The 22414-nt window shown below is 43.8% G+C and carries 20 protein-coding genes; 14 read left to right on the plus strand and 6 right to left on the minus strand.

The features are described 5' to 3' along the window. Positions 1-156 precede the first annotated feature (156 nt). Positions 157-816 carry a phosphatidylserine decarboxylase family protein gene (locus M1L62_RS20935; RefSeq protein ID WP_254561579.1) on the plus strand — a complete coding sequence of 220 codons (660 nt, stop codon included), beginning with the start codon at positions 157-159 and terminating at the stop codon, positions 814-816. Here the strand turns inward: M1L62_RS20935 and M1L62_RS20940 are convergent. Together M1L62_RS20940 and M1L62_RS20945 are read right to left on the minus strand one after the other, a co-directional pair. Further along, positions 808-1428, minus strand: coding sequence for a rhomboid family intramembrane serine protease (locus M1L62_RS20940; RefSeq protein WP_254561580.1), 621 nt, complete (start codon positions 1426-1428; stop codon positions 808-810). The genes M1L62_RS20935 and M1L62_RS20940 overlap by 9 nt on opposite strands. Before the next feature lie 65 nt (positions 1429-1493). Further along, complete coding sequence (locus M1L62_RS20945; RefSeq protein WP_254561581.1) at positions 1494-2468, minus strand: polyprenyl synthetase family protein; 975 nt, start codon at positions 2466-2468, stop codon at positions 1494-1496. Between the two features lie 358 nt (positions 2469-2826). Here M1L62_RS20945 and M1L62_RS20950 point away from each other — a divergent pair, with 358 nt between their 5' ends. Continuing rightward, on the plus strand, positions 2827-3657 hold the full coding sequence (locus tag M1L62_RS20950; protein WP_254561582.1) for an aminotransferase class IV: 831 nt from the start codon (positions 2827-2829) through the stop codon (positions 3655-3657). A gap of 64 nt (positions 3658-3721) precedes the next feature. Here the strand turns inward: M1L62_RS20950 and thiL are convergent, their stop codons facing one another. Both thiL and M1L62_RS20960 read right to left on the minus strand, forming a co-directional pair. After that, positions 3722-4744, minus strand: coding sequence for a thiamine-phosphate kinase (gene thiL, locus M1L62_RS20955; RefSeq protein WP_254561583.1), 1023 nt, complete (start codon positions 4742-4744; stop codon positions 3722-3724). Positions 4745-4854: 110 nt separating this feature from the next. Next, on the minus strand, positions 4855-5304 hold the full coding sequence (locus tag M1L62_RS20960) for a hypothetical protein (protein ID WP_254561584.1): 450 nt from the start codon (positions 5302-5304) through the stop codon (positions 4855-4857). Between the two features lie 138 nt (positions 5305-5442). Here M1L62_RS20960 and M1L62_RS20965 point away from each other — a divergent pair, with 138 nt between their 5' ends. The 12 genes from M1L62_RS20965 (at position 5443) to M1L62_RS21020 (ending at position 19720) form a co-directional block, all read left to right on the plus strand. Continuing rightward, complete coding sequence (locus M1L62_RS20965; protein WP_254561585.1) at positions 5443-5679, plus strand: cytochrome b5 domain-containing protein; 237 nt, start codon at positions 5443-5445, stop codon at positions 5677-5679. A 10-nt stretch (positions 5680-5689) separates the two neighbouring features. After that, positions 5690-6553 carry an N-acetylglucosamine kinase gene (locus M1L62_RS20970; protein WP_254561586.1) on the plus strand — a complete coding sequence of 288 codons (864 nt, stop codon included), beginning with the start codon at positions 5690-5692 and terminating at the stop codon, positions 6551-6553. Positions 6554-6631: 78 nt separating this feature from the next. Beyond that, on the plus strand, positions 6632-7876 hold the full coding sequence (locus tag M1L62_RS20975; protein WP_254561587.1) for a sensor histidine kinase: 1245 nt from the start codon (positions 6632-6634) through the stop codon (positions 7874-7876). A 39-nt stretch (positions 7877-7915) separates the two neighbouring features. Continuing rightward, positions 7916-8602: a response regulator transcription factor gene (locus tag M1L62_RS20980; protein ID WP_254561588.1), complete on the plus strand. Its 687-nt coding sequence runs from the start codon at positions 7916-7918 to the stop codon at positions 8600-8602. 89 nt (positions 8603-8691) lie between these two features. Next, positions 8692-8931, plus strand: a complete 240-nt coding sequence (gene rpmB / locus M1L62_RS20985; protein ID WP_254561589.1) for a 50S ribosomal protein L28 — start codon at positions 8692-8694, stop codon at positions 8929-8931. Positions 8932-9075: 144 nt separating this feature from the next. After that, positions 9076-9576, plus strand: a complete 501-nt coding sequence (gene folK, locus M1L62_RS20990) for a 2-amino-4-hydroxy-6-hydroxymethyldihydropteridine diphosphokinase (protein ID WP_254561590.1) — start codon at positions 9076-9078, stop codon at positions 9574-9576. Between the two features lie 263 nt (positions 9577-9839). Then, entirely contained in the window at positions 9840-12239 is a 2400-nt protein-coding gene (locus M1L62_RS20995) for a TonB-dependent receptor (RefSeq protein ID WP_254561591.1), read from the plus strand. Positions 12240-12245: 6 nt separating this feature from the next. Next, positions 12246-13184: a DUF4249 domain-containing protein gene (locus M1L62_RS21000; protein ID WP_254561592.1), complete on the plus strand. Its 939-nt coding sequence runs from the start codon at positions 12246-12248 to the stop codon at positions 13182-13184. A 172-nt stretch (positions 13185-13356) separates the two neighbouring features. Then, positions 13357-14475 (plus strand): DmpA family aminopeptidase, encoded by a 1119-nt coding sequence (locus tag M1L62_RS21005; protein ID WP_254561593.1) that lies wholly within the window; start codon positions 13357-13359, stop codon positions 14473-14475. Positions 14476-14583: 108 nt separating this feature from the next. Beyond that, positions 14584-14991, plus strand: coding sequence for a hypothetical protein (locus M1L62_RS21010; protein WP_254561594.1), 408 nt, complete (start codon positions 14584-14586; stop codon positions 14989-14991). Positions 14992-15154: 163 nt separating this feature from the next. Continuing rightward, positions 15155-18139: a protein translocase subunit SecDF gene (gene secDF, locus M1L62_RS21015; RefSeq protein WP_254561595.1), complete on the plus strand. Its 2985-nt coding sequence runs from the start codon at positions 15155-15157 to the stop codon at positions 18137-18139. Between the two features lie 129 nt (positions 18140-18268). Further along, a complete protein-coding gene (locus M1L62_RS21020; protein WP_254561596.1) occupies positions 18269-19720 on the plus strand; it encodes an amino acid permease in 1452 nt (483 codons plus the stop codon). A gap of 162 nt (positions 19721-19882) precedes the next feature. On the opposite strand, the gene lhgD is transcribed toward M1L62_RS21020, so the two are convergent. Then, positions 19883-21082 carry an L-2-hydroxyglutarate dehydrogenase gene (lhgD, locus tag M1L62_RS21025; RefSeq protein ID WP_254561597.1) on the minus strand — a complete coding sequence of 400 codons (1200 nt, stop codon included), beginning with the start codon at positions 21080-21082 and terminating at the stop codon, positions 19883-19885. A 91-nt stretch (positions 21083-21173) separates the two neighbouring features. Beyond that, entirely contained in the window at positions 21174-22370 is a 1197-nt protein-coding gene (locus tag M1L62_RS21030) for an anhydro-N-acetylmuramic acid kinase (protein WP_254561598.1), read from the minus strand. Positions 22371-22414 lie beyond the last annotated feature (44 nt).

Raw genomic sequence — 22414 nt, forward strand, 5'->3', positions numbered from 1 at the left:
GGTTCATTCTGTTTTAAGAATGATAAAATTTTGAGTCGAAAATCAGAAGCCTTGCCTTTCTAAATTAGATTGGCAAGGCTTTTTGATAGGCGTAAAATCAAGATTTATACGATATTTGTATTTTCAAAGACTAAAAGCGAACGAAATTCCCCTTTCATGAAACTTCATAAAGAAGGTTACACCATCATGGCGGTTGCCGCCGTTATATTGATTTTAATTAACGCAGGTATCAATTATCTTCTTCCGGACGGATACTGGATCCCGAGGATTACCCTGATTGCCAGCGTTGTTATTTTCTTCCTGATCGTACAGTTTTTCCGTGTCCCTTCCCGGGTTGTGACCAAAAGCCAGAACCAGATTATCGCGCCATGTGATGGAAAAGTGGTGGTGATAGAGGAAGTGGTGGAAACGGAATATTTCAAGGGGCCAAGACGTCAGATCAGTATTTTTATGTCGCCGATCAATGTGCATGTCAACTGGAACCCGGTAAGCGGCGTGATCAAATATTTCAAATATCATCCGGGGTTATACCTTGTGGCCTGGCATCCTAAGTCAAGTACGGAAAATGAACGCACCACGGTTGTGACACGTACTGATTCGGGTGTGGATATTCTTTTCCGCCAGATTGCCGGTGCCGCTGCGCGCCGTATCCGCTGGTACGTAAAAGAGGGAGACAAAGTTGAACAAAGCACTGAAATGGGCTTCATCAAATTTGGCTCCCGCGTTGATATTTATGTTCCGCTGGATGCAGAAATTAAAGTTAATCTTCAGGACAAAACGGTTGGCAGTGTCACGGTACTGGCAGAATTAAAATAACCGCCACGACAAGATCTGTGCAAAGAAATCGGGTACTGCGGCAGGATAAACGATTGCCATAAATACCAGTCCGAAAATAGCACCATAAATGTGGGCGCTGTGGTTGACATAACTTCTGCCACGGCGTCCTTCATAAACTGAGTAGGCCAAAAACAGCGCACCGAAGATAAACGCCTTCAGTTTGATGAAGAAGTACAGATAAATATCCATCAAAGGCGCGTACAGAATAGCGGCAAATAAAACGGCCGAAACACCTCCCGAAGCTCCCAGTGAGTTATAATTTGAATTGGTTCTGTGTTTCAAAAATGTAGGGATATCCGAAACGATGATCCCGACGATGTACAGAAACAAATAATAAGCCGCTCCGTTAGAGCCAAAAAGCATGGCGAAAAGCCGCTCAATTCCTTCCCCGACAAACCACAATGTCAGCATATTGAATATCAAATGCCCGAAATCGGCATGGATGAAACCTGAGGTGATAAACCGGTAATACTCGTTCCGCTTTGTAACCTTATATGGATTCATGATCAGCTTATCCATCGTAAGCGGATTTTGCAGCGCGTAATAACTGATACCGGAGGTTATTAAAATAAGTATGAGCGTTATGGACATAATTTTTGCTTTAATAAATTAAAAGTGAAAGCCGGCCATCGCCGACTTTATTACTGTAACAGAAGTTACTGCTCGCGTTGCACAAGCTGGTGAACGAATTCAAGCAACGGTTTCTTGCGGCTCTCTTCGATCGGTAATCTTTCCAGGCAACTGATCCCTTTGGCAAAATAGTCGTTGATTTTGTGTTCGGTTAATGAACGGATATCCAGCGTATCGTATATTCCTCTCACTGCCGTTACCTTTTCTTCCTTATCAAAGTTTTCGGCCGCTATCCACCGGTTCAGTGCCGATGCAGTGTCCCCTTCCGCTTTTGCCAGGGCTTCTATCAGTAAAAACGTTTTTTTGTTGGCAATGATGTCTCCACCGACCTGTTTTCCAAATTTGGCGGGGTCACCGTATACATCCAGCAAGTCATCCTTCAACTGAAAGCCGATACCCATGCTTTCTCCTGCCTCATACAGGAGCTGTGTGGCCTCCGGCGATGCGCCGCCTATAATTCCGCCAAGTTCCAGTGCGAAACCCAGCAGGACGGAAGTTTTGAGGCGTATCATATCCAGATATTCCTCTTCGGTCACATTCCAGCGTGTTTCAAAATTCATATCCAGCTGCTGGCCTTCGCAAACCTCAGCGGCAGTCTGGTTGAAACGGCTTAAAACAACTTTAAGGTTTTCCTGTTTTGTATCGATCAGAAGATCGTAAGCGCGGATCAGCATCACATCACCTGATAAAATCGCTGTATTGGCGTTCCACTTTTCATGCACCGTAGGCTTGCCGCGACGAAGTGGCGCGCGGTCCATGATGTCGTCGTGCATTAAGGTGAAATTGTGGAAAACTTCTACCGCGATAGCCGGTTTCAGCGCTTTTTTCCAGTCATCTGTATACAACGATGCAGCCAGTAAAGTCAAAACCGGGCGGAAACGTTTGCCACCCAAAGTCATGATATAACGTATCGGTTCGTAAAGTTCAGCGGGAGATTCGCCGTAGGAAGTTTGATCTATTTCAGTTTGCAGGGTCTGCAGCAGATGCTCTGTTGTTGTCATTCGCGGGTATTTACTACGTTTCTCAAACGTATGGGAAATGAATTCTTTTGGTCGTGATTTTCTCTTTTTCAGAGAAGTACGCAAAGTAGCTAAATCCTGCCGAGAAACTCAAAGGTTAGTGGATGAATGGTCGTTTATGTTTTACAGAGGAAAAAGAGATCCTGTATTTAATCAATAAAAAATATCGTATTCCCTGCATCATCGTTTTTATTTAGACTGACGGATTAATTGAAAAAATATTATTGTCATATTTGGCAATAGCTAATATGTTTCGTGTTGCGGGTGCCCGGATTTGTACCGATTTGCATAAAGCGTGAGCGGTTCAAATCCGGCGATTCCGGATTAAAATAACTTTCCAATGCCTTTTCATCTTTATTTCAACGGAGAAATTGCTCCATTAGAATCTACGGTTTTCAAGTCAAACGACCTCGGCGTTTTGCGCGGTTACGGGATGTTTGATTATTTCCGGACTTACAACGGCATTCCTTTTTGCTGGGATGATTACTGGCAGCGTTTTGAGAACTCAGCCAGGTTATTGAAACTTCCGTTACCGGTAAATCAGGAAGAAGCAGCCAAAATCCTGGCTGATCTGCATGCTTTGTCCGGAGAGGCCGAAGTGGCTTTCCGTTTCGTTTTAACGGGTGGTTATGCGCCGGACAGTGTCCATGTTGTAGAACCGAATTTCCTGATCCGCACGGAGGCGCTGCCGCAGGATAACCCCGCAGGGTTGTTAAAGGGTATTAAAGTTTTGCCTTATTCATACGTCCGTGATTTGCCGGAAATTAAAACCACAAATTACGTGCACATGGTTTTGATGGCTGATGAGCTTAAAAAACAGGGTGCAGCTGATCTGCTTTTCCACAAAGACGGAGAGGTGAGTGAACTGACGAGAAGTAATTTTTTTATTTTCCGTGGAGATACACTTATTACTTCTGATAACAATATCCTGAACGGTATCACGCGCAAAGTTGTGCTGGAACTGGCAGCGGAACATTTCAATGTTGAAGTCCGGCCACTTGCTTATGCTGAACTGGAAACAGCGGATGAAGCTTTTACGACAAGTTCGACAAAATGGGTTATGCCGATTGTTCAAATTGGGGATAATCCTGTGGGAGACGGGAAAGCGGGAAAACGTACGCTGTTGTTACAGGATTTGTTTAAAAAGCTGGTGGCTGACTGGGGGAAATAATCCTGGCATACAACTTTTTATTACCGGTCCGACGGCGAAAAGCCGTCGGACCGGTTGCCCGAAATCAATTCCAGCCCTGTGCCGTAATCGGAACGCGGTTGTCTCCTTTCGTATGCAGTAAAACTTCGTCTTTTTTATCGGTCATGTATCCGATTACACTGATTTTCGGATTGTTTTTTACCTTGTCGTAAGCATCCTGAGGGATCGTGAACAGCAATTCATAATCTTCACCACCATTCAAAGCCGCCGTGATGGGTCCGATATTAAGCTCTACGGCTGCCATGTAAGTCTGTTCATCAATCGGCAGCTTATCTTCAAATACCAGTGCGCCAACGCCCGATTGCGAGCAAAGGTGCAAAAGATCAGAAGCGAGTCCGTCCGAAACATCGATCATCGCCGTAGGAATCACCCCAGCACCTGCAAGCTCATAAACCACGTCCATACGTGCTTCCGGCCGTAATTGCCTTTGGATAACATATTCCTTACCGTCAAGCTGCGGCTGCATGTTCGGGTCTGCCAGGAACACCTGTTTTTCTCTGACCAATAACTGCAAACCGATGTATGCTCCACCCAAATCCCCGCTCACGCATAACAGATCGTTGGCTTTTGCTGTATTTCGGTACGTAATCCTGTCCTTTGCCACGCGTCCGAAAACACTTACAGAAATAAATAATCCCGATAAGGATGAAGAAGTATCACCACCGACCAGATCCACATTAAAATCTTTACAGGCCGCTTTCATACCTTCATAAAGCTCTTCCACGGCTTCCACGGAAAAGCGGTTGCTCAGAGCCAAACCGACCGTAACCTGGCGGGGAATACCGTTCATCGCCGCAACGTCTGACACGTTGATGGCAATCGCTTTGTAACCTAAATGTTTTAAGGGGAAAAAGGAAAGGTCGAAATGTACACCTTCCAAAAGAATATCGGTGGATAACAATCCGAACTCAGTTCCCAGATCTATAACGGCGGAGTCGTCCCCTATGCCTTTAATACTTTCCGGTAAATTATTTTTCAGCCCTTCGTTAAGTCTTTTAATAAGACCGAATTCGCCTAAATTGCTGATTTCTGTTCTTGATTCTGCCATGTTGCAAAGTTAGCTAAAATAGACGAAGCCATCTCTCGCAGGAAATGGCTTCGTCTATTTGAATAAATTTTTGACCCTAAAAGTTCATAACGGTTTTTAACCGCAGATTTTTATGGATTGGAAAGGCTGTATTGATTGATTGTATTTCCTGTTTTTGCGCTGGCGTCTATCCGTGTCAATACCACTTTGCTGTCGTCCAGTGAAGTGATGGTGAACTTGATCGTACCGTTTGTTCCGCTTGGCGCGGGTGTCAGACCTGAAAGTACGAGTGTCGTTTCACCTTCCAGTGCCCATTTTCCGACAAAAGTATTTTTATCAAATTCCGTGTAAGTAGCCGAGCCATCGCTTGACAAAGCCAGTTTGAAATTGGAATATCCTGCTTGTACATTGCTGGCACCTCCTCTTGTATAAACTACCGCAACACCGTGTTTTACAGTTTCTGCCGTCCATGTTTTTGCTATGCGCTCTGAAACAGGTTTTGTCTTATCTTTTTTACAACCTGCTGCTACAAGGGTCAGCGCCAGCATCATGCTCCAAAGCAAAGTATACTTTATTTTCATTTTATTTTTCAGGAATGGTTTCTAATTAAACGCCAAGTTCAGATTTTTTAGTCTTATTATCAAAATATTCTGGAATGATCGTCTTAAATTCCGGTCACAATTATCAAACACGTCAGCGCAGGGAATAAAATTAAGTGCATGAAAGAGTATACAAAGTCCCAGCTAGCGTTACGAAACGGACAGGACCGCGAAGAGATATGGTGTGCCTACCAGGGACTTATTTATGATGTCACCGCGTCCAGATTATGGCGAAACGGGCATCATTACGAACACTGGGCCGGCCAGGACCTGACCAAAGAGCTTGGCGATGCGCCGCACACCGAGCGGGTCTTCGAGCGTTTTAAAGTAATTGGTAAATTATCAGAACCTTTTTAACTATCATCGTTTGAAACAAAGTACTTACTTAATTGCGGACAGCGGTTCTACGAAAACAGACTGGATTATTGCCAGACCTGGAAAATCTCCTTTCCGTTTTCATTCCGGCGGACTGAACCCTTTCTACCAAAAGAAAGAGGAGATTGCCGTTATTCTGGAAAAAGAGATTTTGCCTTATGTAACAACGCCTGTCGACGAGGTCTTTTTTTACGGAGCCGGTTGTGCGGATCGGGCTACCAGTCGTCCTATTTATGATGCTTTGGTAGACGCGCTGCCTTCGGCTGAGATTATTGAAGTGGCGTCGGATATGCTGGCTGCTGCCAGAGGATTGTGCGGGCGCCAGCCCGGTATAGCCTGTATTTTAGGAACAGGTGCCAATAATGCATTCTTCGATGGTAATAATATTGTCCATTCCATAGGTTCGCTGGGCTTTTGGCTGGGCGATGAGGGAAGTGGTTCGTATCTGGGAAAAACATTACTGGTCCATTTCTTACAAAATGAGCTGCCGGGAGATCTGCATAAGCAATTTGAAGAAACTTATCCGGGAACAAACAGGCTGGCTGTTCTGGAAAAAGTGTACCGGCAACCTTTTCCAAACCGTTATTTTGCGACGTTCTCACATTTTATTTCAAAAAATATAACCCACCCTTTTATCCATAAACTGGTGGCTGACGCTTTCACGATTTTTACTGAAAAATACATTCTGAAACACCAGGATGCGAATAAGTATCCGGTTCATTTTACGGGTTCGATCGCCTTTTATTATCAGGATATTCTGAAAGTCGTGCTGGCGGAAAAAGGGCTGATCGTGGGCAGGATTTTAAAATCACCGATGGAAACGCTTTTTGAATACCATTTGCAGCAGGAACTGTAAGCTGTGAAAACGCAGCCATAACTTTTATCAGAAACCTGCGTTATTATGGTTAACTTTATTTAGAAATATATTTGATCAATGCCGAGACGTTCCATTCGCTGGCTTACACTTTTTTCTGCGCTACTGATTATAGGCGTAGTAATTACCCAGATCTATTGGGTAAAACAAGCGCTCGATCTGCGTCACCGCCAATTTAATCAGAACGCCCACGTGGCTTTGCAGGACGTGGCGCAGGAGCTTGCTTCGATAAATGGGGTTATGCAGACTTCCAATCCGGTGGAACAATTGTCTCCGGAGTATTTTCTTGTCAATACCAACGCTACCACGCAGCCTGATTTGCTCGAACATTTTATCAAGGACAGTTTTCAGAAACATAACCTGATCACTGATTTTGAAATCGGGATTTATGACTGTACGACAAACAAAATGCGTTACGGGATGTCGCTCAGTACAAAAACCAATGACAAAGCCAAAGCAAAAACGAATAACTGGGTTAAAACGGACAAGTATCCTTACTATTTCGGGGTCAGATTTCCCCGGCAGTCGGCTTACATCGTAGGCAATTTAAATGGCTGGATATGGTCGTCGATGCTGGTACTTCTGGCAGTTGGTTTTTTTGCCTATGCTTTGTTTGTTATTTTAAAACAGAAACATTTGTCGGAAGTACAGCGGAATTTTGTCAATAACATGACGCACGAGCTCCAAACACCGATTTCAACCATCCGTATTGCGGCAGATGTGCTTAACTCGGATATCATTGTTACCCAGCCCGAGCGCCACAAGCGGTATGTACATATTGTGCAGGAAGAAATTCTCCGGTTGCAGAATCAGGTGGAGATGGTACTTTCCATGGCTAAAGCGGAGCAGAATGCTTTGAATTTAAAGAAGGAAAATATTGATGTCCATCAACTGATCGAATCTCTTTTGGTGCCGTTTGAAAGTAAAGTTAATCTGAGGTTTGAAGCGACACAGCCCTGCATTGATGCCGATCCTTTTCATTTGCGAAACATGATCACCAACCTGATTGACAACGCGATAAAATATTCTCCCGATAAACCGGAAGTGCTCGTCAGGACTTTTAACAAGCGGAATTGCCTTGTTATTTGTGTTGAAGACAAGGGTTTGGGGATTGCACCGGAGTACCAGAAGAAGATCTTTAACAAATTTTTTCGTATCCCCTATGGCGATGTGCACAACGTGAAAGGCTCCGGGATCGGGCTCAGTTATGTCAAGCAGATTGTCCGTTCACATCACTGGCACCTCGAACTTGATAGTGCATTGGGCAAAGGAAGTACTTTCAAGATTTCCATTCCACAGAAATAATTAACCAGGCCTTACCTGTAACCAAAACCCCGATAAAAGTTGAAAAAGAAAATTTTGTACGTCGAGGACGACCCAAACCTGGCCTTTGCTACCAAAGACAACCTGGAGGCTTATGACTATGACGTGATTCATGCCGAAGACGGAGCTGAGGCGCTGGATTTTATCAACAAGGAGCATTTCGATATTTGCGTGCTGGATGTAATGCTTCCGAAAATGGATGGATTTACACTGGCTGAAAATATCCGGAAGTCAGACAAACAAGTCCCGATTTTGTTTCTGACTGCGAGAGCATTGCAGGAAGACAAGATTAAAGGCCTTGAATTGGGCGCTGACGATTACGTCACAAAGCCATTCAGTATCCAGGAGCTTATGCTGAGAATTGAGGTGATTTTAAGAAGAAATAATTCAGGGAAACCGGTTCCGGCACAACTGAAATTAAATGAGATAGGAAATTACAATTTCGATTTCCAGAAGCTCACATTATCAATCAACGGCAGCCTGCAAAGCCTTACTTTCCGAGAGGCGGAAGTGTTAAAATATCTTGCCGAGCGTCCCGATCAGGTGATCCGGCGCGACGAATTACTGAAAGCGATCTGGGGTGACGACGATTATTTTATGGGAAGAAGTCTGGACGTTTTTATTTCCAGATTAAGGAAATATCTGTCCGCAGACCCTGTAATCCGCATCGACAATGTACACGGCGTTGGTTTCAGAATGACATACTAACACATTCTTTTTCAAATATCTTTCATTTTTATTTGCACTAAAAGAATAAGTTCCTATATTTGCACCCTCATTTGGAAAAATTGATCGTCATGGCTAAGGTTTGTCAAATTACTGGTAAAAGAACACGCGTTGGAAATAATGTTTCTCACGCTAACAATAAAACAAAACGTAAATTCTTCCCGAATTTACAAAAGAAACGTTTCTTCCTTCCTTCAACAGGAGAATGGGTTACGTTGAAAGTAGCTACTTCCGCTCTTCGTACAATCAACAAGAACGGTATTGAGTCTACTATCCAAAAGGCTTACGATAAAGGAACGCTTACGTTCTAAGAAATTTGCGAATTTATTGGAAAGGGACTTCTCTTATTCGGGGAGTCCTTTTTTTCGTCGATTCTTCAGAATTTCAGCGATGGTTACATTTCGTTTGATCAGGTAAAGAAATTACAAATCCGGTAACTGTTTGCCAGAGTCCGTATGGATAACCTTTCTGAAAAGCAAAACGTATTTCTTCTTTTGGGATCCAATCTCGGGGAGCGGTTGCAAATTCTGCAATCTGCCTGTGCTATGATTGAAGATCGTGTCGGTTTTATTCAGTCGGCTTCTTCAGTCTATGAAACGGCTCCGTGGGGTGTTTTGGATCAGCCTGTTTTCCTGAATCAGGCCTTATCGGTTTCAACAGCATTGATGCCCGAGGAAGTATTGCGGATTATCCTTGAAATTGAACATGAGCTCGGCCGTGTCCGCTACGAAAGATGGGGCGCGCGGGTAATTGATATTGATATGCTGTATTACGGCGATCTGGTGATGGATAGTGCCCGGTTAACAGTACCGCATCCACGCCTGCACGAGCGAAGATTTGTGCTTGCCCCCCTTCATGAAATTGCTCCTGATTTCATGCATCCTCTATTGTCAAAAACGACGAAACAACTTCTCTACGAATGTCCCGATCCGGGAGAGGTTGAAAAAATTTCATAAAAAAATACTACTTCCGTTTTTCCTGGACAAATAACATATTTGCCCATTCACTCTCTATTTTCGTTAGTTTATCATTTTTTTGTTTAAAACTAATCTCATTATCACTTGTTTTGCGGTGGAATTAAATCCCGCCTAAATTTTATCTTCAGTTGTACATGGGGGTAAACGCAGGGACGGTTGTCATGGGAATAGGAAAAGTTCAATTTATATACCGGGTGTAAATTTGCGCTTTCTGCCCTTTTAATTATTTACCAAATTTTAGCATGAAAAATAAAATACACAAAAAATGGTTCGGGCTTTTGCTGGTGTTATTTAGTTTGTCGGCATCGGCGCAAAGCAAACACACGGTGAGCGGTTATGTGAAGGATCATTCTAATGGTGAAGGTTTGATCGGTGTTTCGGTATATGTCCGGGAAGCGGAAACCGGTGTGGTGACGAATCCTTACGGGTTCTTTTCGCTGACACTTCCAGCCGGAAATTATACATTGGTTTATACCTATATGGGTTATCAGCGGGTTGAAAAACCATTGGCACTTAATTCAGATCAGCGGATTGATATCGAGATGTCTGACGAAAGCCAGAACCTTAAAGAGGTAACGATCTCGACCCGGAAGGAAGATGAAAACGTCCGGAGCATCGAAATGTCGGTCAATAAGGTGGAAATGAAAACCATCAAAAAAATGCCGGCACTTTTGGGAGAGGTTGATTTGATCAGGAGTATTCAATTGCTGCCCGGTGTGACCACGGTTGGTGAAGGTGCCTCCGGTTTCAACGTTCGTGGCGGAGATATTTCTCAAAACCTGGTTTTGCTCGATGAAGCACCGGTTTACAACTCCTCTCACTTATTTGGTTTCTTCTCGGTTTTCAACCCCGACGCCGTGAAAGACGTGAAGCTGATTAAAGGCGGTATTCCTGCGCAGTACGGTGGTCGGATTTCTTCAATCCTGGATGTGCGTATGAAAGAAGGAAACGCGAAAAAGCGTGAAATTAACGGTGGTATCGGTTCTATTTTCTCCCGTCTTACCTATGAGCAGCCTTTCGCGAAAGGAAAAGGATCATTTATTGTGGCAGGACGTCGTTCTTATATTGACATTCTTGCAAAACCTTTCCTGAATAAAGACTTAAAAGATTCGAAGTTTAATTTTTATGACCTTACCGCGAAAGTAAACTATCGTCTGGGAAATAAGGATACGTTCTACGCGTCGGGATACTTTGGTAAAGATGTTTTTGGTGGTGGTGATTTTGGTTTTGGATGGGGCAATGCTACGGCAACCGCGCGTTGGAACCACATTTTCTCAAACAAGCTTTTCATGAATTTGACAGGTTATTATAGTAATTACGATTATAACCTTGGTCAGAATGAAAATGATAAAAATGCGAAAGACCGGTTTGTGTGGAATTCGAAGATCATCAGCAAGAGTATCAAGCCTGATTTTACATATTATATCACACCAAATAACCAGCTGACTTTTGGCGGCCAGTATATCAATTATGATTCTCGCCCTGGAAAAGCCACTGCGGTATCGGAAGGTGAAGGACTAAACCTTGACTTACCTACACGTCACGCAGACGAATCGGCCTTGTACATTGCCAACGAACAAAAGTTAACGGATAAGATTTCTTTACAATACGGTATCCGTTACTCTTATTACCGCAGCCTTGGCCCTGGTATTGAGTATGCTTACGGAGACACGACGGCAGGTATCAGAAAGCTGCCGATTTTGCCAGGAAAAGAATACAAAAGTGGTGATGTGATAAAAAGTTACGGAAACTGGGAGCCTCGTTTTGCAGTCAACATCGGGTTGAATTCAACCACTTCTTTGAAGGTGAGTTACAACCGGATGTCGCAATACCTGCATTTGCTTTCTAACACCGCCGCGAGTTCGCCTTTGGACGTCTGGACGCTTAGTTCTTCCAACATAAAGCCGGAGCTTGCTGATCAGGTTGCCCTGGGCTGGTTCCAGAACTTCAAGGATAACATGTATGAGGCTTCTGTGGAGGTTTATTATAAAAAACTGCATAACCAGATTGACTACGTAACAGGTTCCGACCTTCTGCTGAATTCATTCGTTGAAGGGGATTTGTTAACAGGAAAAGGCAGAGCTTACGGAGCTGAGTTTTACCTGAAAAAAAATAAGGGCCGTTTAACAGGCTGGGTAAGTTACACGTTGTCCAGAACGGAAAGACAGGTGATGAGTATCAACAATGACGAGTGGTTCCCGGCTCGTTTCGACAAGCCTCATAACTTTACTTCGGTAGCTATTTTTGAATTGAATAAAAGACTGACATTGTCGTCAAACTTTACAATTGCCTCGGGTACACCGGCTACTTTTCCAACAAACGGATATGGATGGGGTGGATTTTCTCTGGGGAACAATTATAACAATGCCCGGAATAATAACCGTATCCCGGCCTACCACAGACTGGATCTTGCGGCAACACTTAAATCGCGGAAAAAGCTGTTTGGTATCGGTGAGGGAGAATGGGTATTCTCCATTTACAATGTTTATAACCGCCGGAATGCATTCTCGGTGTACACACGTCAGAATGAAGACAAGCCAAGTGTAAGTGATAAAGCTCAGAATTTGCTTAGAACAGAAGCCGTTCGCTACTCTGTCATTGGAAGTCTGATCCCGTCTGTTACCTATAATTTTAAGTTTTAATCAGCCATGAAAAAGCAAAATATAAATTCTCTAACGCGTTTTTTTCAATTATCAGTTGTACTGCTGGCAATCATCGGTTTGTCGGGTTGTGAAGATGTTATCGACCTGAAAACAGAAACCGGCCCATCACAGTTGGTGGTAGACGGATGGATAACAAACCAACCGGGAACGCAAACCATCACATTGACCTGGTCTTCACCTTATTTTGATACCAATCCGATCAAACCTGTTTTGGGCGCAAAAGTGACTGTGACTGATAATCTCGGAAAAGTGTACACCTTTACCGATAGCGAGGGGACCGGGAAATATACCTGGGGAAAACTGGCGACCGATACTTTGGGGCGCATTGGCGGAAAGTATACGCTGAAAGTAGAACACGAGCAGGAAGTTTACACGGCTAAAAACGAGATCAAACGTGTGCCGAAAGTTGATTCAATTGCCTACACAAACGAAACACTTCCGATCAAACCGGACAAAGACAAAGGGCAAAAAACAGGGTTTATTGTTGAGTTTTATGCAAGAGATTTTGTTGGCACCGGCGATACTTACTGGATAAAAGAAGTGATCAATGGAAAAACCAATGTTGATAAAGCTGAGAAAATTTCCATTGCTTATGACGCCGCCTTTGGTGCAGGCGCCCCTTCGGATGGTTTGATATTTATTCAGCCTTTGAGAAGGTCCATTACATACGATTCATTGTATCAGGCAGGCAACCGTGTAGGTGTGGAGTTACACAGTATCACCAATGAAGCCTTCTACTTTTTGCAGCAAGTGGTTGAACAAAGTACGAACGGCGGGATTTTTGCCACACCTATTGCAAATATCAAATCAAATGTAACCAATGCGGACCCTAATGGCAGAAAAGCACTGGGATATTTCGGAGCATCGGCAGTAAGTAAGATGGAAACTGTTATTGATCCTAAGAAAGCAAGACCGGAAGATTGATTCACCGGCGAGACTAGCGAGTTCTGATAATATAAACGGCATTCGTAAACCTTCTTTTTAAAACCGTCAGGCATATTGTCCTGGCGGTTTTTGTTTGTAATATGGCTTTTGGGCATTCGTAGAAGGGATTTTCTATTCTTTTTGTATCTTGGAGTTCCTAAAATTCAGCCCAATGAAAAATTCACTCCTACTTATTGTCTTGTTTATCGGCACACAGGTTTATGCACAAAAACGTCCCAGAGAAATCGGGATCAAAATTGGTGTGATGCCGACCGGTCCGTTTAATGCCATAACCGATGTGAACGGGGTGAAAGTGGGACAGGTAACGTTGGTAGAAGGAAAGGATGTTCGTACCGGTGTTACGGCTATTCTTCCCCGGGACGGGAATCTTTTTCAACAGAAAGTGCCGGCTGCGATTTATATCGGGAATGGTTTCGGAAAGCTGGCGGGTTATTCGCAGGTGGAGGAGTTGGGGACGCTGGAAACCCCTATTGTGCTGACCAATACATTAAGCGTTCCGACAGTTGCCGATGCACTGATTGACTGGACGATTAACCAAAAAGGAAACGAAAATGTACGTTCGGTGAATCCTGTCGTGGGCGAAACCAACGATGGTTATTTGAATGATATCCGTGGGAGACACATAAAAAAGGAACATGTATTGCAGGCATTGGCCAACGCGAAAGCGGGTGCGGTGGAGGAAGGAAATGTAGGCGCAGGAACCGGGACCGTTTGTTTCAATTTTAAAGGAGGGATCGGAACATCATCCAGAAAACTTCCTGAAAAACTGGGTGGTTATACCGTTGGGGTATTAACACAGACAAATTTTGGCGGTGTTTTAAAAGTGAACGGTGTGCCGGTTGGAGAAGATCTGGGAAAATATGCATTTAAAGAATCACTTGATAAATCATCGGATGGATCCTGTATGATGATTATTGCGACGGATGCGCCGTTGGATGCGAGAAACCTGAAACGTCTGGCGAAACGTGCCATTATGGGCATGGCAGAAACCGGCGGAATTGCTTCCAATGGCAGCGGAGATTATGTCATTGCTTTTTCAACAGCTTATCAGATACCTCACGAAACCTCAAATGGAACGTCCAACGTTACCCTGTTGCACAATGACTACGTTTCTCCCCTTTTCATGGCGACGATCGAGGCGACGAATGAAGCCATTATAAATTCATTGTTCATGGCTAAAACTTCGGAGGGGACACAAGGGCATGCTGTGGAAGAATTGCCTAAGGAAAAAGTGCTTGAAATCATGCGAAAATATGGCAGATTGAAGTAAAAGCTTACTTATCCTTCTCATTATTTACAGTTTACCAAAATGATAATTCAGATATTTACAGCGAACTGCTTGCGATTGTAATATTTTGGTTTAAAATTTGCGGTTTAAATGAAAACCCGAATCGTGAAGCCGAAAAAAGTTATTAACCAGACAATCAGCTTACTGCTAGCCGCCATGCTTTTGATGGTAGCGGGAGCGCGGTCATGGTCAAATAATGGTGATACGGTTCAGAAATACGTAAAAAGTGCCAAGACGATCAGCAAGGGTATATCCCGGGATGCTGCGTCAGACACACCTGACGACCATCAGGCAACGGTAAGTGCGCTTTCTTTGGATGCGGTTATCACACCGGCCATCTCTTTTGATTTCTCCCATTATTTTTATTTCGCTCCGCAGCCAGTCTGGCAATTTGTTGAAAGTCAGCATATTGTTGAAGTCGCTTTTCGGGAGTCTCATTTTCTTTTCTCCTGTTTTAGCAGAGTTTTTGCCAGATACATTGTCACCAACGCCCCGTGACAATCCCCAGCTGATCATGCAGATTGAAAGTTAAACGTGTCGCTTATCTGTGCGACCCACTTTTATATTCTCATGTCTGAAAATTTTATACATCCAACTACGCGTCTCAAACTACGTGTAGCGAATCTTATCTTTTTGAAAATTTCACATTTTTTACAAAACAATGACTAACAAGAACGGAATAATCGGGCTAACCATTGCGTTGATCCTTATTAGTGCCTACTACCTTTCTTTTACGTTCGTTTCACGCAGCATCAAAGGAAAAGCGGAGACGTATGCAACAGACGCATCGGGGAAGGTAGATGACAAGAAAAAACAGCACTATATCGACTCGCTGTGGCGCGAGGACGTATATCTGGGACAAACTTTGCAAGAAGTTATGGAGCGTGAACTTAGCCTTGGTCTTGACCTTCAGGGCGGTATGCACGTAGTGCTTGAAGTTTCTCCTGCTGAGATCCTGAAAGGTATGGCTGGCGGAAACGCACGCAGTGCCTCTTTCCAAAAAGCACTTAAAGCGGCTGAGTCTGATAAGAAAGCTGATAACAGCAAGTTTGTTAAGATTTTTGTTGCTGCATTTAAAGAAGCTGCACCGAATACAAGTTTGGCAAGTGTTTTCGCTACCAGTGCAAACCGTACCAAAATCAACAGTACTTCATCTGACGGCGATGTAGTAAAGATGCTTAACACGGAGATCGATGGCGCTATTGACCGTGCGTTCCAGATCACTCAGGCACGTATTGACAAATTTGGTGTAACAAACCCGAACATTCAGCGTTTGCCGGGTACCAACCGCGTTTTGGTTGAACTTCCAGGTGTTGATAACCCGGAACGTGTTCGTCGTTTGCTTTCAGGCGCTGCGAAACTTGAATTTGCTCAGGTTTATTTAACAAATGAATTGGCTCCTGCAATCGATCAGCTGGGTGCTTATCTGGTTAAAGAAGATGCAAGACTTAAGTCGGGCGCAAAAACGGTTAGCAAAGATACTGCTGCAACAGATACTACAAAAAGCTCAGGTTTGAGCGGTCTTGCTGCAAAGCTTGAACAAAAAGGAGATTCTGCTAAATCTGATACATCTGCACTGGCTGCTCAAAGCGCTGCTTTGACAAGCCTTTTCGTTCCAATGCCACAAGGTTTGGGTGTTTATCTTAAAGATACCGCTCGTGCCAACGAAATCATCCAGCGTCCGGAAGTTCGTTCGATGTTCCCTGCTGACCTTGTTTTCATGTGGGACCGTAAAGGAACTGCGGGTCAAAACAACCAGTTGATCCTTCCTTTGTATTTTATCAAAAAACAAAATGGACAGGCTGCTATGGAAGGTGATGTGATTGTAGATGCAACACATGACTACGATGACCGTGGCCGTCCTGAGGTAACCATGCGTATGAACGGTGAAGGTGCACGTAAATGGCGTACGCTGACTGCCAACAGCATCGGTCGTCCGGTAGCGATTATTATCGATAACCTGGTTTACACTGCGCCTACGGTTCAGGGTGAAATTCCAAATGGTAACTCAAGTATCACAGGTAACTTCACTGTTGAAGAAACAAAAGATATGTCAAACGTGCTGAAAGCGGGTAAACTGCCTGCTCCTACGCACATTGTTGAAGAAGCGATTGTTGGTTCTACATTGGGTTCAGAAGCAATTACTGCGGGTGTATTGTCTTCATTGATCGGTTTGGTTGTGATTTTGGTATTCATGGTGGCATATTACAGCGGCGCTGGTTTTGTTGCTGACGTAACACTTCTTTTGAACCTGTTCCTTCTTTTAGGTATTATGGCGTCTCTTGGCGCAGTACTTACACTTTCAGGTATCGCCGGTATTGTATTGACAATTGGTATGGCTGTGGATGCGAACGTACTGATTTATGAGGGTATAAAGATTGAGATTGCCGAAGGAAAACCTTTCAAGCAAGCGGTTACGGATGGTTTCAAACATTCGATGACAGCGATTATTGACTCAAACGTAACGACGCTTTTAACTGGTATTATCCTTTACACTTTTGGTTCAGGTCTGGTACTTGGTTTTGCAACAACGCTTGTTATTGGTTTGATCACTTCTCTGTTCACTGCCATTTTCATTACAAGACTATTCCTTGAATACCAGATCAGAAATGGTAAGGTTTACAAGTTTTATTCTGGTTTGACCAAAAACTGGTTCAAGGATAATTCTTTTGACTTTGTATCGCAGCGTCGTCGTTTCTATATTATTTCTTCTGTGATCATGGCTATTGGAGTTGGTTCATTCATCTTCAAAGGATTTGGTCTTGGTATCGATTTCAAAGGTGGACGTTCTTATGTTATTCGTTTTGAAAAGAGCGTAGAAACGGATGAAGTACGTGAAGTGATGGGCAAAGAGCTTGGAAACTCACCGGAAGTAAAAACTTTCGGAGGATTTGACCAGGTGAAAATTACAACGGATTATCTGATTGAAGATACTGCTCCTGATGCTGATCAGAAAGCAGAATTGAAGATCATGGAAGGGATTTCAAAAGTTAAAGACAACAAAGGTAAAATTGTAAGCTCGAACAAGGTAGGTCCAACGATTGCTTATGATACGATGATCAACGCGTTGTATGCGATCCTTCTTGCACTTGCTGCCAACTTTGTTTACATCTTCTTACGTTTCAAACGCCTCGCATTTAGTTATGGTGCAGTAATGTCACTTGCGCATGACGTGATCATTTTGTTGGCTGTTTATTCGTTGTTCAACGGTTGGTTACCATTCTCTCTTGATATCGACCAGGCGTTTATCGGTGCGATTCTGACAATGATCGGTTATTCGATGAATGACACGGTTGTAATTTATGACAGGATCCGTGATTATCTGAAAGATGATAAAGCAACAAACGAAACACTTCCGACGATTATTAACAATGCCTTGAACAGTACTTTGAGCCGTACAGCGGTAACAGGTATTTCTGTAATCCTGGTATTGATCGTACTGATGGTATTCGGTGGTGAAGTAATCCGCGGATTTACATTCTGTATGTTGCTTGGTGTAATTGTGGGTACTTATTCTTCACTGTTCGTAGCGGCACCGATTGTGGTTGACCTTTTACAGCGTGAAAAAATTAAGCAAGCCTCACTTGCAACGGTTGACACTGCCGCGGTGGTTGCCCCGGCTAAGACAAAAGGAGCAAAAGCATAAGCGTTTAGATAATAAAAGGGGGAAAGTATTTTACTTTCCCCCTTTTATTCTTTAGCTAGGATGGACTTAGCAAATTTTATTTTAGTTTTATAAGATATTGATACAAATAACTACGATAACAAATACTATATGGCAAATCAACTTTGGGTAAAGAAGCCGATTGAAAAATTAATGCTCGAGTCGAGTGGGGAAGGAAACCAGCTAAAAAGGTCCCTGAGCTCGACTAGTTTAATAGCGCTGGGTATCGGTGCGATCATCGGCGCTGGTCTTTTTTCCCTGACAGGAATTGCAGCCGCGGAACATGCCGGCCCTGCAGTAACCATCTCATTTATTTTGGCTGCGGTAGGTTGTGGGTTTGCTGGGTTGTGTTATGCTGAATTTGCCTCAATGATCCCGATCGCGGGTAGTGCCTACACCTATTCCTATGCTACAATGGGTGAATTTGTTGCCTGGATCATCGGATGGGACCTTGTTTTGGAATACGCCTTAGGCGCTGCAACGGTATCCGTAAGCTGGTCGCGTTATTTGCTTGAATTTTTAAGCTCATTCGGAATTCACCTGCCGGCACAACTGGTATGTTCTCCGTTCGAAGTGGTAAAATTAAGCGATGGAACAATTATCGATAATGGTATTATCAACTTGCCTGCAATTCTTATTGTATGCGTATTGTCATTGCTTTTAATAAGAGGAACCCAGGGATCAGCGTTTTTGAACAATATTCTGGTTTGTGTTAAAGTAGCAGTTGTACTTATTTTTATCGCGCTTGGATGGAGCCATATCGATCCACAGAACTACGTTCCTTATATTCCTGCAAACACAGGTAACTACGAAAACTTTGGCTGGTCTGGTATTGCTACCGGTGCGGCAGTTGTATTCTTTGCATTTATTGGTTTTGATGCGGTTTCTACCGCGGCGCAGGAAGCGAAAAACCCACAGAAAGGTATGCCAATCGGTATCCTTGGGTCGCTTGTGGTTTGTACAATTCTTTATGTGCTTTTTGCACACGTAATGACTGGTTTGGTAAAATATACTGAGTTTGCCAACGATGCAAAACCAGCAGCAACAGCATTCGCAAAAACTGGTTACGATACGCTTCAGACAGGTTTGATTATCGCGATTCTTGCGGGTTATACCTCTGTAATGCTTGTGATGCTTTTAGGGCAAAGCCGTGTGTTTTACTCAATGAGTAAAGATGGTCTGCTTCCTAAATTTTTCAGCGCTGTTCACCCGACTTTCCGTACACCATGGAAAACCAATCTTTTCTTCATGGTTTTCGTGAGTTTGTTTTCAGGGCTGGTACCTGTTAGTGATTTGGGACATATGGTAAGTATCGGTACATTGTTCGCATTCTGTCTGGTTTGCGTGGGTGTATGGATGCTTCGTATCAAACGTCCTGACCTTCAGCGTTCATTCCGTACTCCTTTGGTACCTTTTGTACCTATTATGGGAATCGTGGTTTGTTTGTACCTGATGTACTCTCTGCCAATAGAAAGCTGGTATCGTCTGGCGATCTGGCTTGGACTTGGTCTGGCTGTTTATTTCGGCTATGGCAAGAAAAACAGCAAGATATCGAATGAGTAATAGCATTTTTAGCTGTTGGCCGTGAGCATTTAGCTTTTAGGCTGGACAGTCCGAAATAATAAAAAAAGTCCTTACATCCGAATTGGAATTGTAAGGACTTTTTTATGAATAGGAATTAAGTGTCGATTGCGGATAACCGACCAGCTGACGGCCGACAACTTTCTATATTCTTGCTAGTACGCGCTCAGAGACTGTTTGGCCGATGGAAAGTGAAGAAGTTGCCGCAGGTGACGGCGCATTGCAAACATTGATTGCCCCTTTATTTTCAATGATGGAGAAGTCGTCCAGCAAACCACCTTCGTAATCACAGGCTTGTGCCCGAACGCCTGCACCACCCGGAATAAGGTCATCGCTCTGAACTTCCGGAATCAGTTCCTGTAATGCTTTTGTAAAAGCAGCTTTGGAAAAAGAACGGTAGTATTCTCCCAACCCTGTTTTCCAGTATTTCATAGCAACCTTTCTGAAACCTGGCCAAGCCAGGGATTCGAGCATTTCCGGTACGTTGATATCGGTTTTTTTGTAGCCTTCTCTCTTAAATGCAAAAACAGCATTTGGTCCGGCTTCTACTCCCCCTTCGATCATTCTGGTAAAGTGAACGCCTAAAAATGGGAAATTGGGATCAGGTACGGGATAAATAAGATTTTTGACCAAATGATGTTTCTCCGGTCGTATCTTATAATATTCTCCACGGAAAGGAATAATTCTTACTTTAACTTCTTCGGCCTGCGTTAACTGCGCCACTTTATCGGAGTACAAACCGGCACAGTTTACAACCAGACGTGTGTTGTAAGCATTTCCCGACGCTGTTATCACCTCGCTATGAGATGTCTGACTTTTTATATTAACCACCTTCTCACCGAAGCGGATCTCTCCACCCAGTTTTTGAAGATTTTGGGCATATTTTTCACTCACTGTTGTGTAATCGATGATACCCGTGTACGGTACCCAAATCCCCTCCAAGCCAATGACATGCGGTTCTTTTTCACGAATTTCTTCTTTCGTGATCATCCGGTTTTGTGTCAGACCGTTTTGTAAACCGCGGTCATACAGGTTTTTTAACAAAGGAATCTGCTCGGGTTTGGTGGCCACCACGATTTTTCCGCAAAGATCATACGGGACTTCTTCACGCTTACAAAAATCAAGAAGCATCTCATAACCGCGGATGCAATTCGTGGCTTTAAGGCTGCCGGGTTTGTAATAAAGTCCGGAATGGATCACGCCGCTGTTATGCCCGGTCTGATGTTTTGCTACGCCGTTTTCTTTTTCAAGAAGCAGCAGTTTTAAGGAAGGTTTTTGTTCTTTTATGCGAAGAGCGGTGGCTAAGCCAACAATGCCTCCGCCTACAACAATGATATCATACATGTGACACTGGGATTCTTTTTTACAAAGAAACGGGTTGAAACCCAATTATTCTTGAATAAAAGAAATTTCAACCCTTTTTATTTGAACACTTTTAGGCAGGAAAAGAAATTTTACCCATGGTAACGCTGGGCACACCTTCCCGCTCTCCAAAGTCAACAGCATCGCCGGAAACTGTTTCATTGGCCAGAACTGCAAACAACACCGCTTCCTTGGCATCTCCTGATACGCCCAGTTCGTCAATGAGGCCTACCTGACAATTCGGTAACTGCTCACGGATCGAGGCCATCAGAACAGGATTATGCGCACCGCCACCGCTTGCATAAATCCGGTACGTTTCTTCCGGCTTCATAACGCGTTGGATGGCGCTTGCAATGGTATCGGCACTGAATCTGGTTAAGGTAGCAAGAATGTCATTTGAGGAAATACCCTGCAGGTAATGGTCTGCAATTATTTTATTCACAAAATCAATATTGAAAACTTCCGGTCCTGTGGTTTTCGGGAAGGGTGCTGCGAAAAAAGGAAGGGATTTCAATGCGTTTAGCAATGTGCCGTTAACCAGTCCGCTTGCGGCGATGGCTCCGTTTTCGTCATAAGGTTTCCCAAAGAAATGACGGGTAAATGCGTCAATAAGTGTATTGCCCGGACCGGTATCGGTAGTGAAAATGGCAGAAGGATCCAGTGAACCGGGGAGAAATGTGAAGTTGGCAATTCCTCCCATGTTCAGTAAAATCCTGTTTTCGCCTTTTTTTGAAAATAAGAAGTAGTCTCCGTATACCGCCAGCGGAGCGCCTTCACCGCCAGCAGCAATGTGTTTTTGGCGAAAATCGCTGATGGTTATGATATTGGTCGTGACCGCAACATGGTCGCCGTCTCCGATTTGCAAGGTCGAATTAGGAAAATCCGGTAGATTATGCTGCTTTTTGGGCGCATGAAAAACGGTTTGTCCATGGCTGGCGATCAGGTCGATTTCTTCGGCTGGAATATTCCATTGCTTCAGACAATCCAGAATCATTTTGCCATGCTCAATCCCTATCAGCGGATTTAAGACACACAAATGCTGGAAGTCGATTTGTCTTTTCGCAAAAATTTCACGGATGTTATCGCGGAAATCTTCCGTGAAAGCAATGGTCGCGAACTGTTCCACCTTCAAAACAGTTTCCGGGCCGTTTCCCTGAACATTACAAAGGGCAACATCGAGTCCGTCCAGCGACGTGCCGGACATTAGTCCTATGATGCGCCTGGAAGGCTTGTTGGCGATCTCAGCCAGGCGGATTACGTGCTTTTTCAAGAGTTTGGAATATTGGGAATGGTATAAAAGAAAATAAGCTGCAA

It is taken from the genome of Dyadobacter diqingensis, from assembly GCF_024220585.1.
Classification (GTDB): domain Bacteria; phylum Bacteroidota; class Bacteroidia; order Cytophagales; family Spirosomataceae; genus Dyadobacter; species Dyadobacter diqingensis.

What these genes read in the sequence shown, in the direction of transcription:
- M1L62_RS20935 (WP_254561579.1), top strand. Translation starts at nt 157, where the DNA reads ATGAAACTTCATAAAGAAGGTTACACCATCATGGCGGTTGCCGCCGTT.
- M1L62_RS20940 (WP_254561580.1), bottom strand. Translation starts at nt 1,428, where the DNA reads ATGTCCATAACGCTCATACTTATTTTAATAACCTCCGGTATCAGTTAT.
- M1L62_RS20945 (WP_254561581.1), bottom strand. Translation starts at nt 2,468, where the DNA reads ATGACAACAACAGAGCATCTGCTGCAGACCCTGCAAACTGAAATAGAT.
- M1L62_RS20950 (WP_254561582.1), top strand. Translation starts at nt 2,827, where the DNA reads ATGCCTTTTCATCTTTATTTCAACGGAGAAATTGCTCCATTAGAATCT.
- thiL (WP_254561583.1), bottom strand. Translation starts at nt 4,744, where the DNA reads ATGGCAGAATCAAGAACAGAAATCAGCAATTTAGGCGAATTCGGTCTT.
- M1L62_RS20960 (WP_254561584.1), bottom strand. Translation starts at nt 5,304, where the DNA reads ATGAAAATAAAGTATACTTTGCTTTGGAGCATGATGCTGGCGCTGACC.
- M1L62_RS20965 (WP_254561585.1), top strand. Translation starts at nt 5,443, where the DNA reads ATGAAAGAGTATACAAAGTCCCAGCTAGCGTTACGAAACGGACAGGAC.
- M1L62_RS20975 (WP_254561587.1), top strand. Translation starts at nt 6,632, where the DNA reads ATGCCGAGACGTTCCATTCGCTGGCTTACACTTTTTTCTGCGCTACTG.
- rpmB (WP_254561589.1), top strand. Translation starts at nt 8,692, where the DNA reads ATGGCTAAGGTTTGTCAAATTACTGGTAAAAGAACACGCGTTGGAAAT.
- folK (WP_254561590.1), top strand. Translation starts at nt 9,076, where the DNA reads ATGGATAACCTTTCTGAAAAGCAAAACGTATTTCTTCTTTTGGGATCC.
- M1L62_RS20995 (WP_254561591.1), top strand. Translation starts at nt 9,840, where the DNA reads ATGAAAAATAAAATACACAAAAAATGGTTCGGGCTTTTGCTGGTGTTA.
- M1L62_RS21000 (WP_254561592.1), top strand. Translation starts at nt 12,246, where the DNA reads ATGAAAAAGCAAAATATAAATTCTCTAACGCGTTTTTTTCAATTATCA.
- M1L62_RS21005 (WP_254561593.1), top strand. Translation starts at nt 13,357, where the DNA reads ATGAAAAATTCACTCCTACTTATTGTCTTGTTTATCGGCACACAGGTT.
- M1L62_RS21010 (WP_254561594.1), top strand. Translation starts at nt 14,584, where the DNA reads ATGAAAACCCGAATCGTGAAGCCGAAAAAAGTTATTAACCAGACAATC.
- secDF (WP_254561595.1), top strand. Translation starts at nt 15,155, where the DNA reads ATGACTAACAAGAACGGAATAATCGGGCTAACCATTGCGTTGATCCTT.
- M1L62_RS21020 (WP_254561596.1), top strand. Translation starts at nt 18,269, where the DNA reads ATGGCAAATCAACTTTGGGTAAAGAAGCCGATTGAAAAATTAATGCTC.
- lhgD (WP_254561597.1), bottom strand. Translation starts at nt 21,082, where the DNA reads ATGTATGATATCATTGTTGTAGGCGGAGGCATTGTTGGCTTAGCCACC.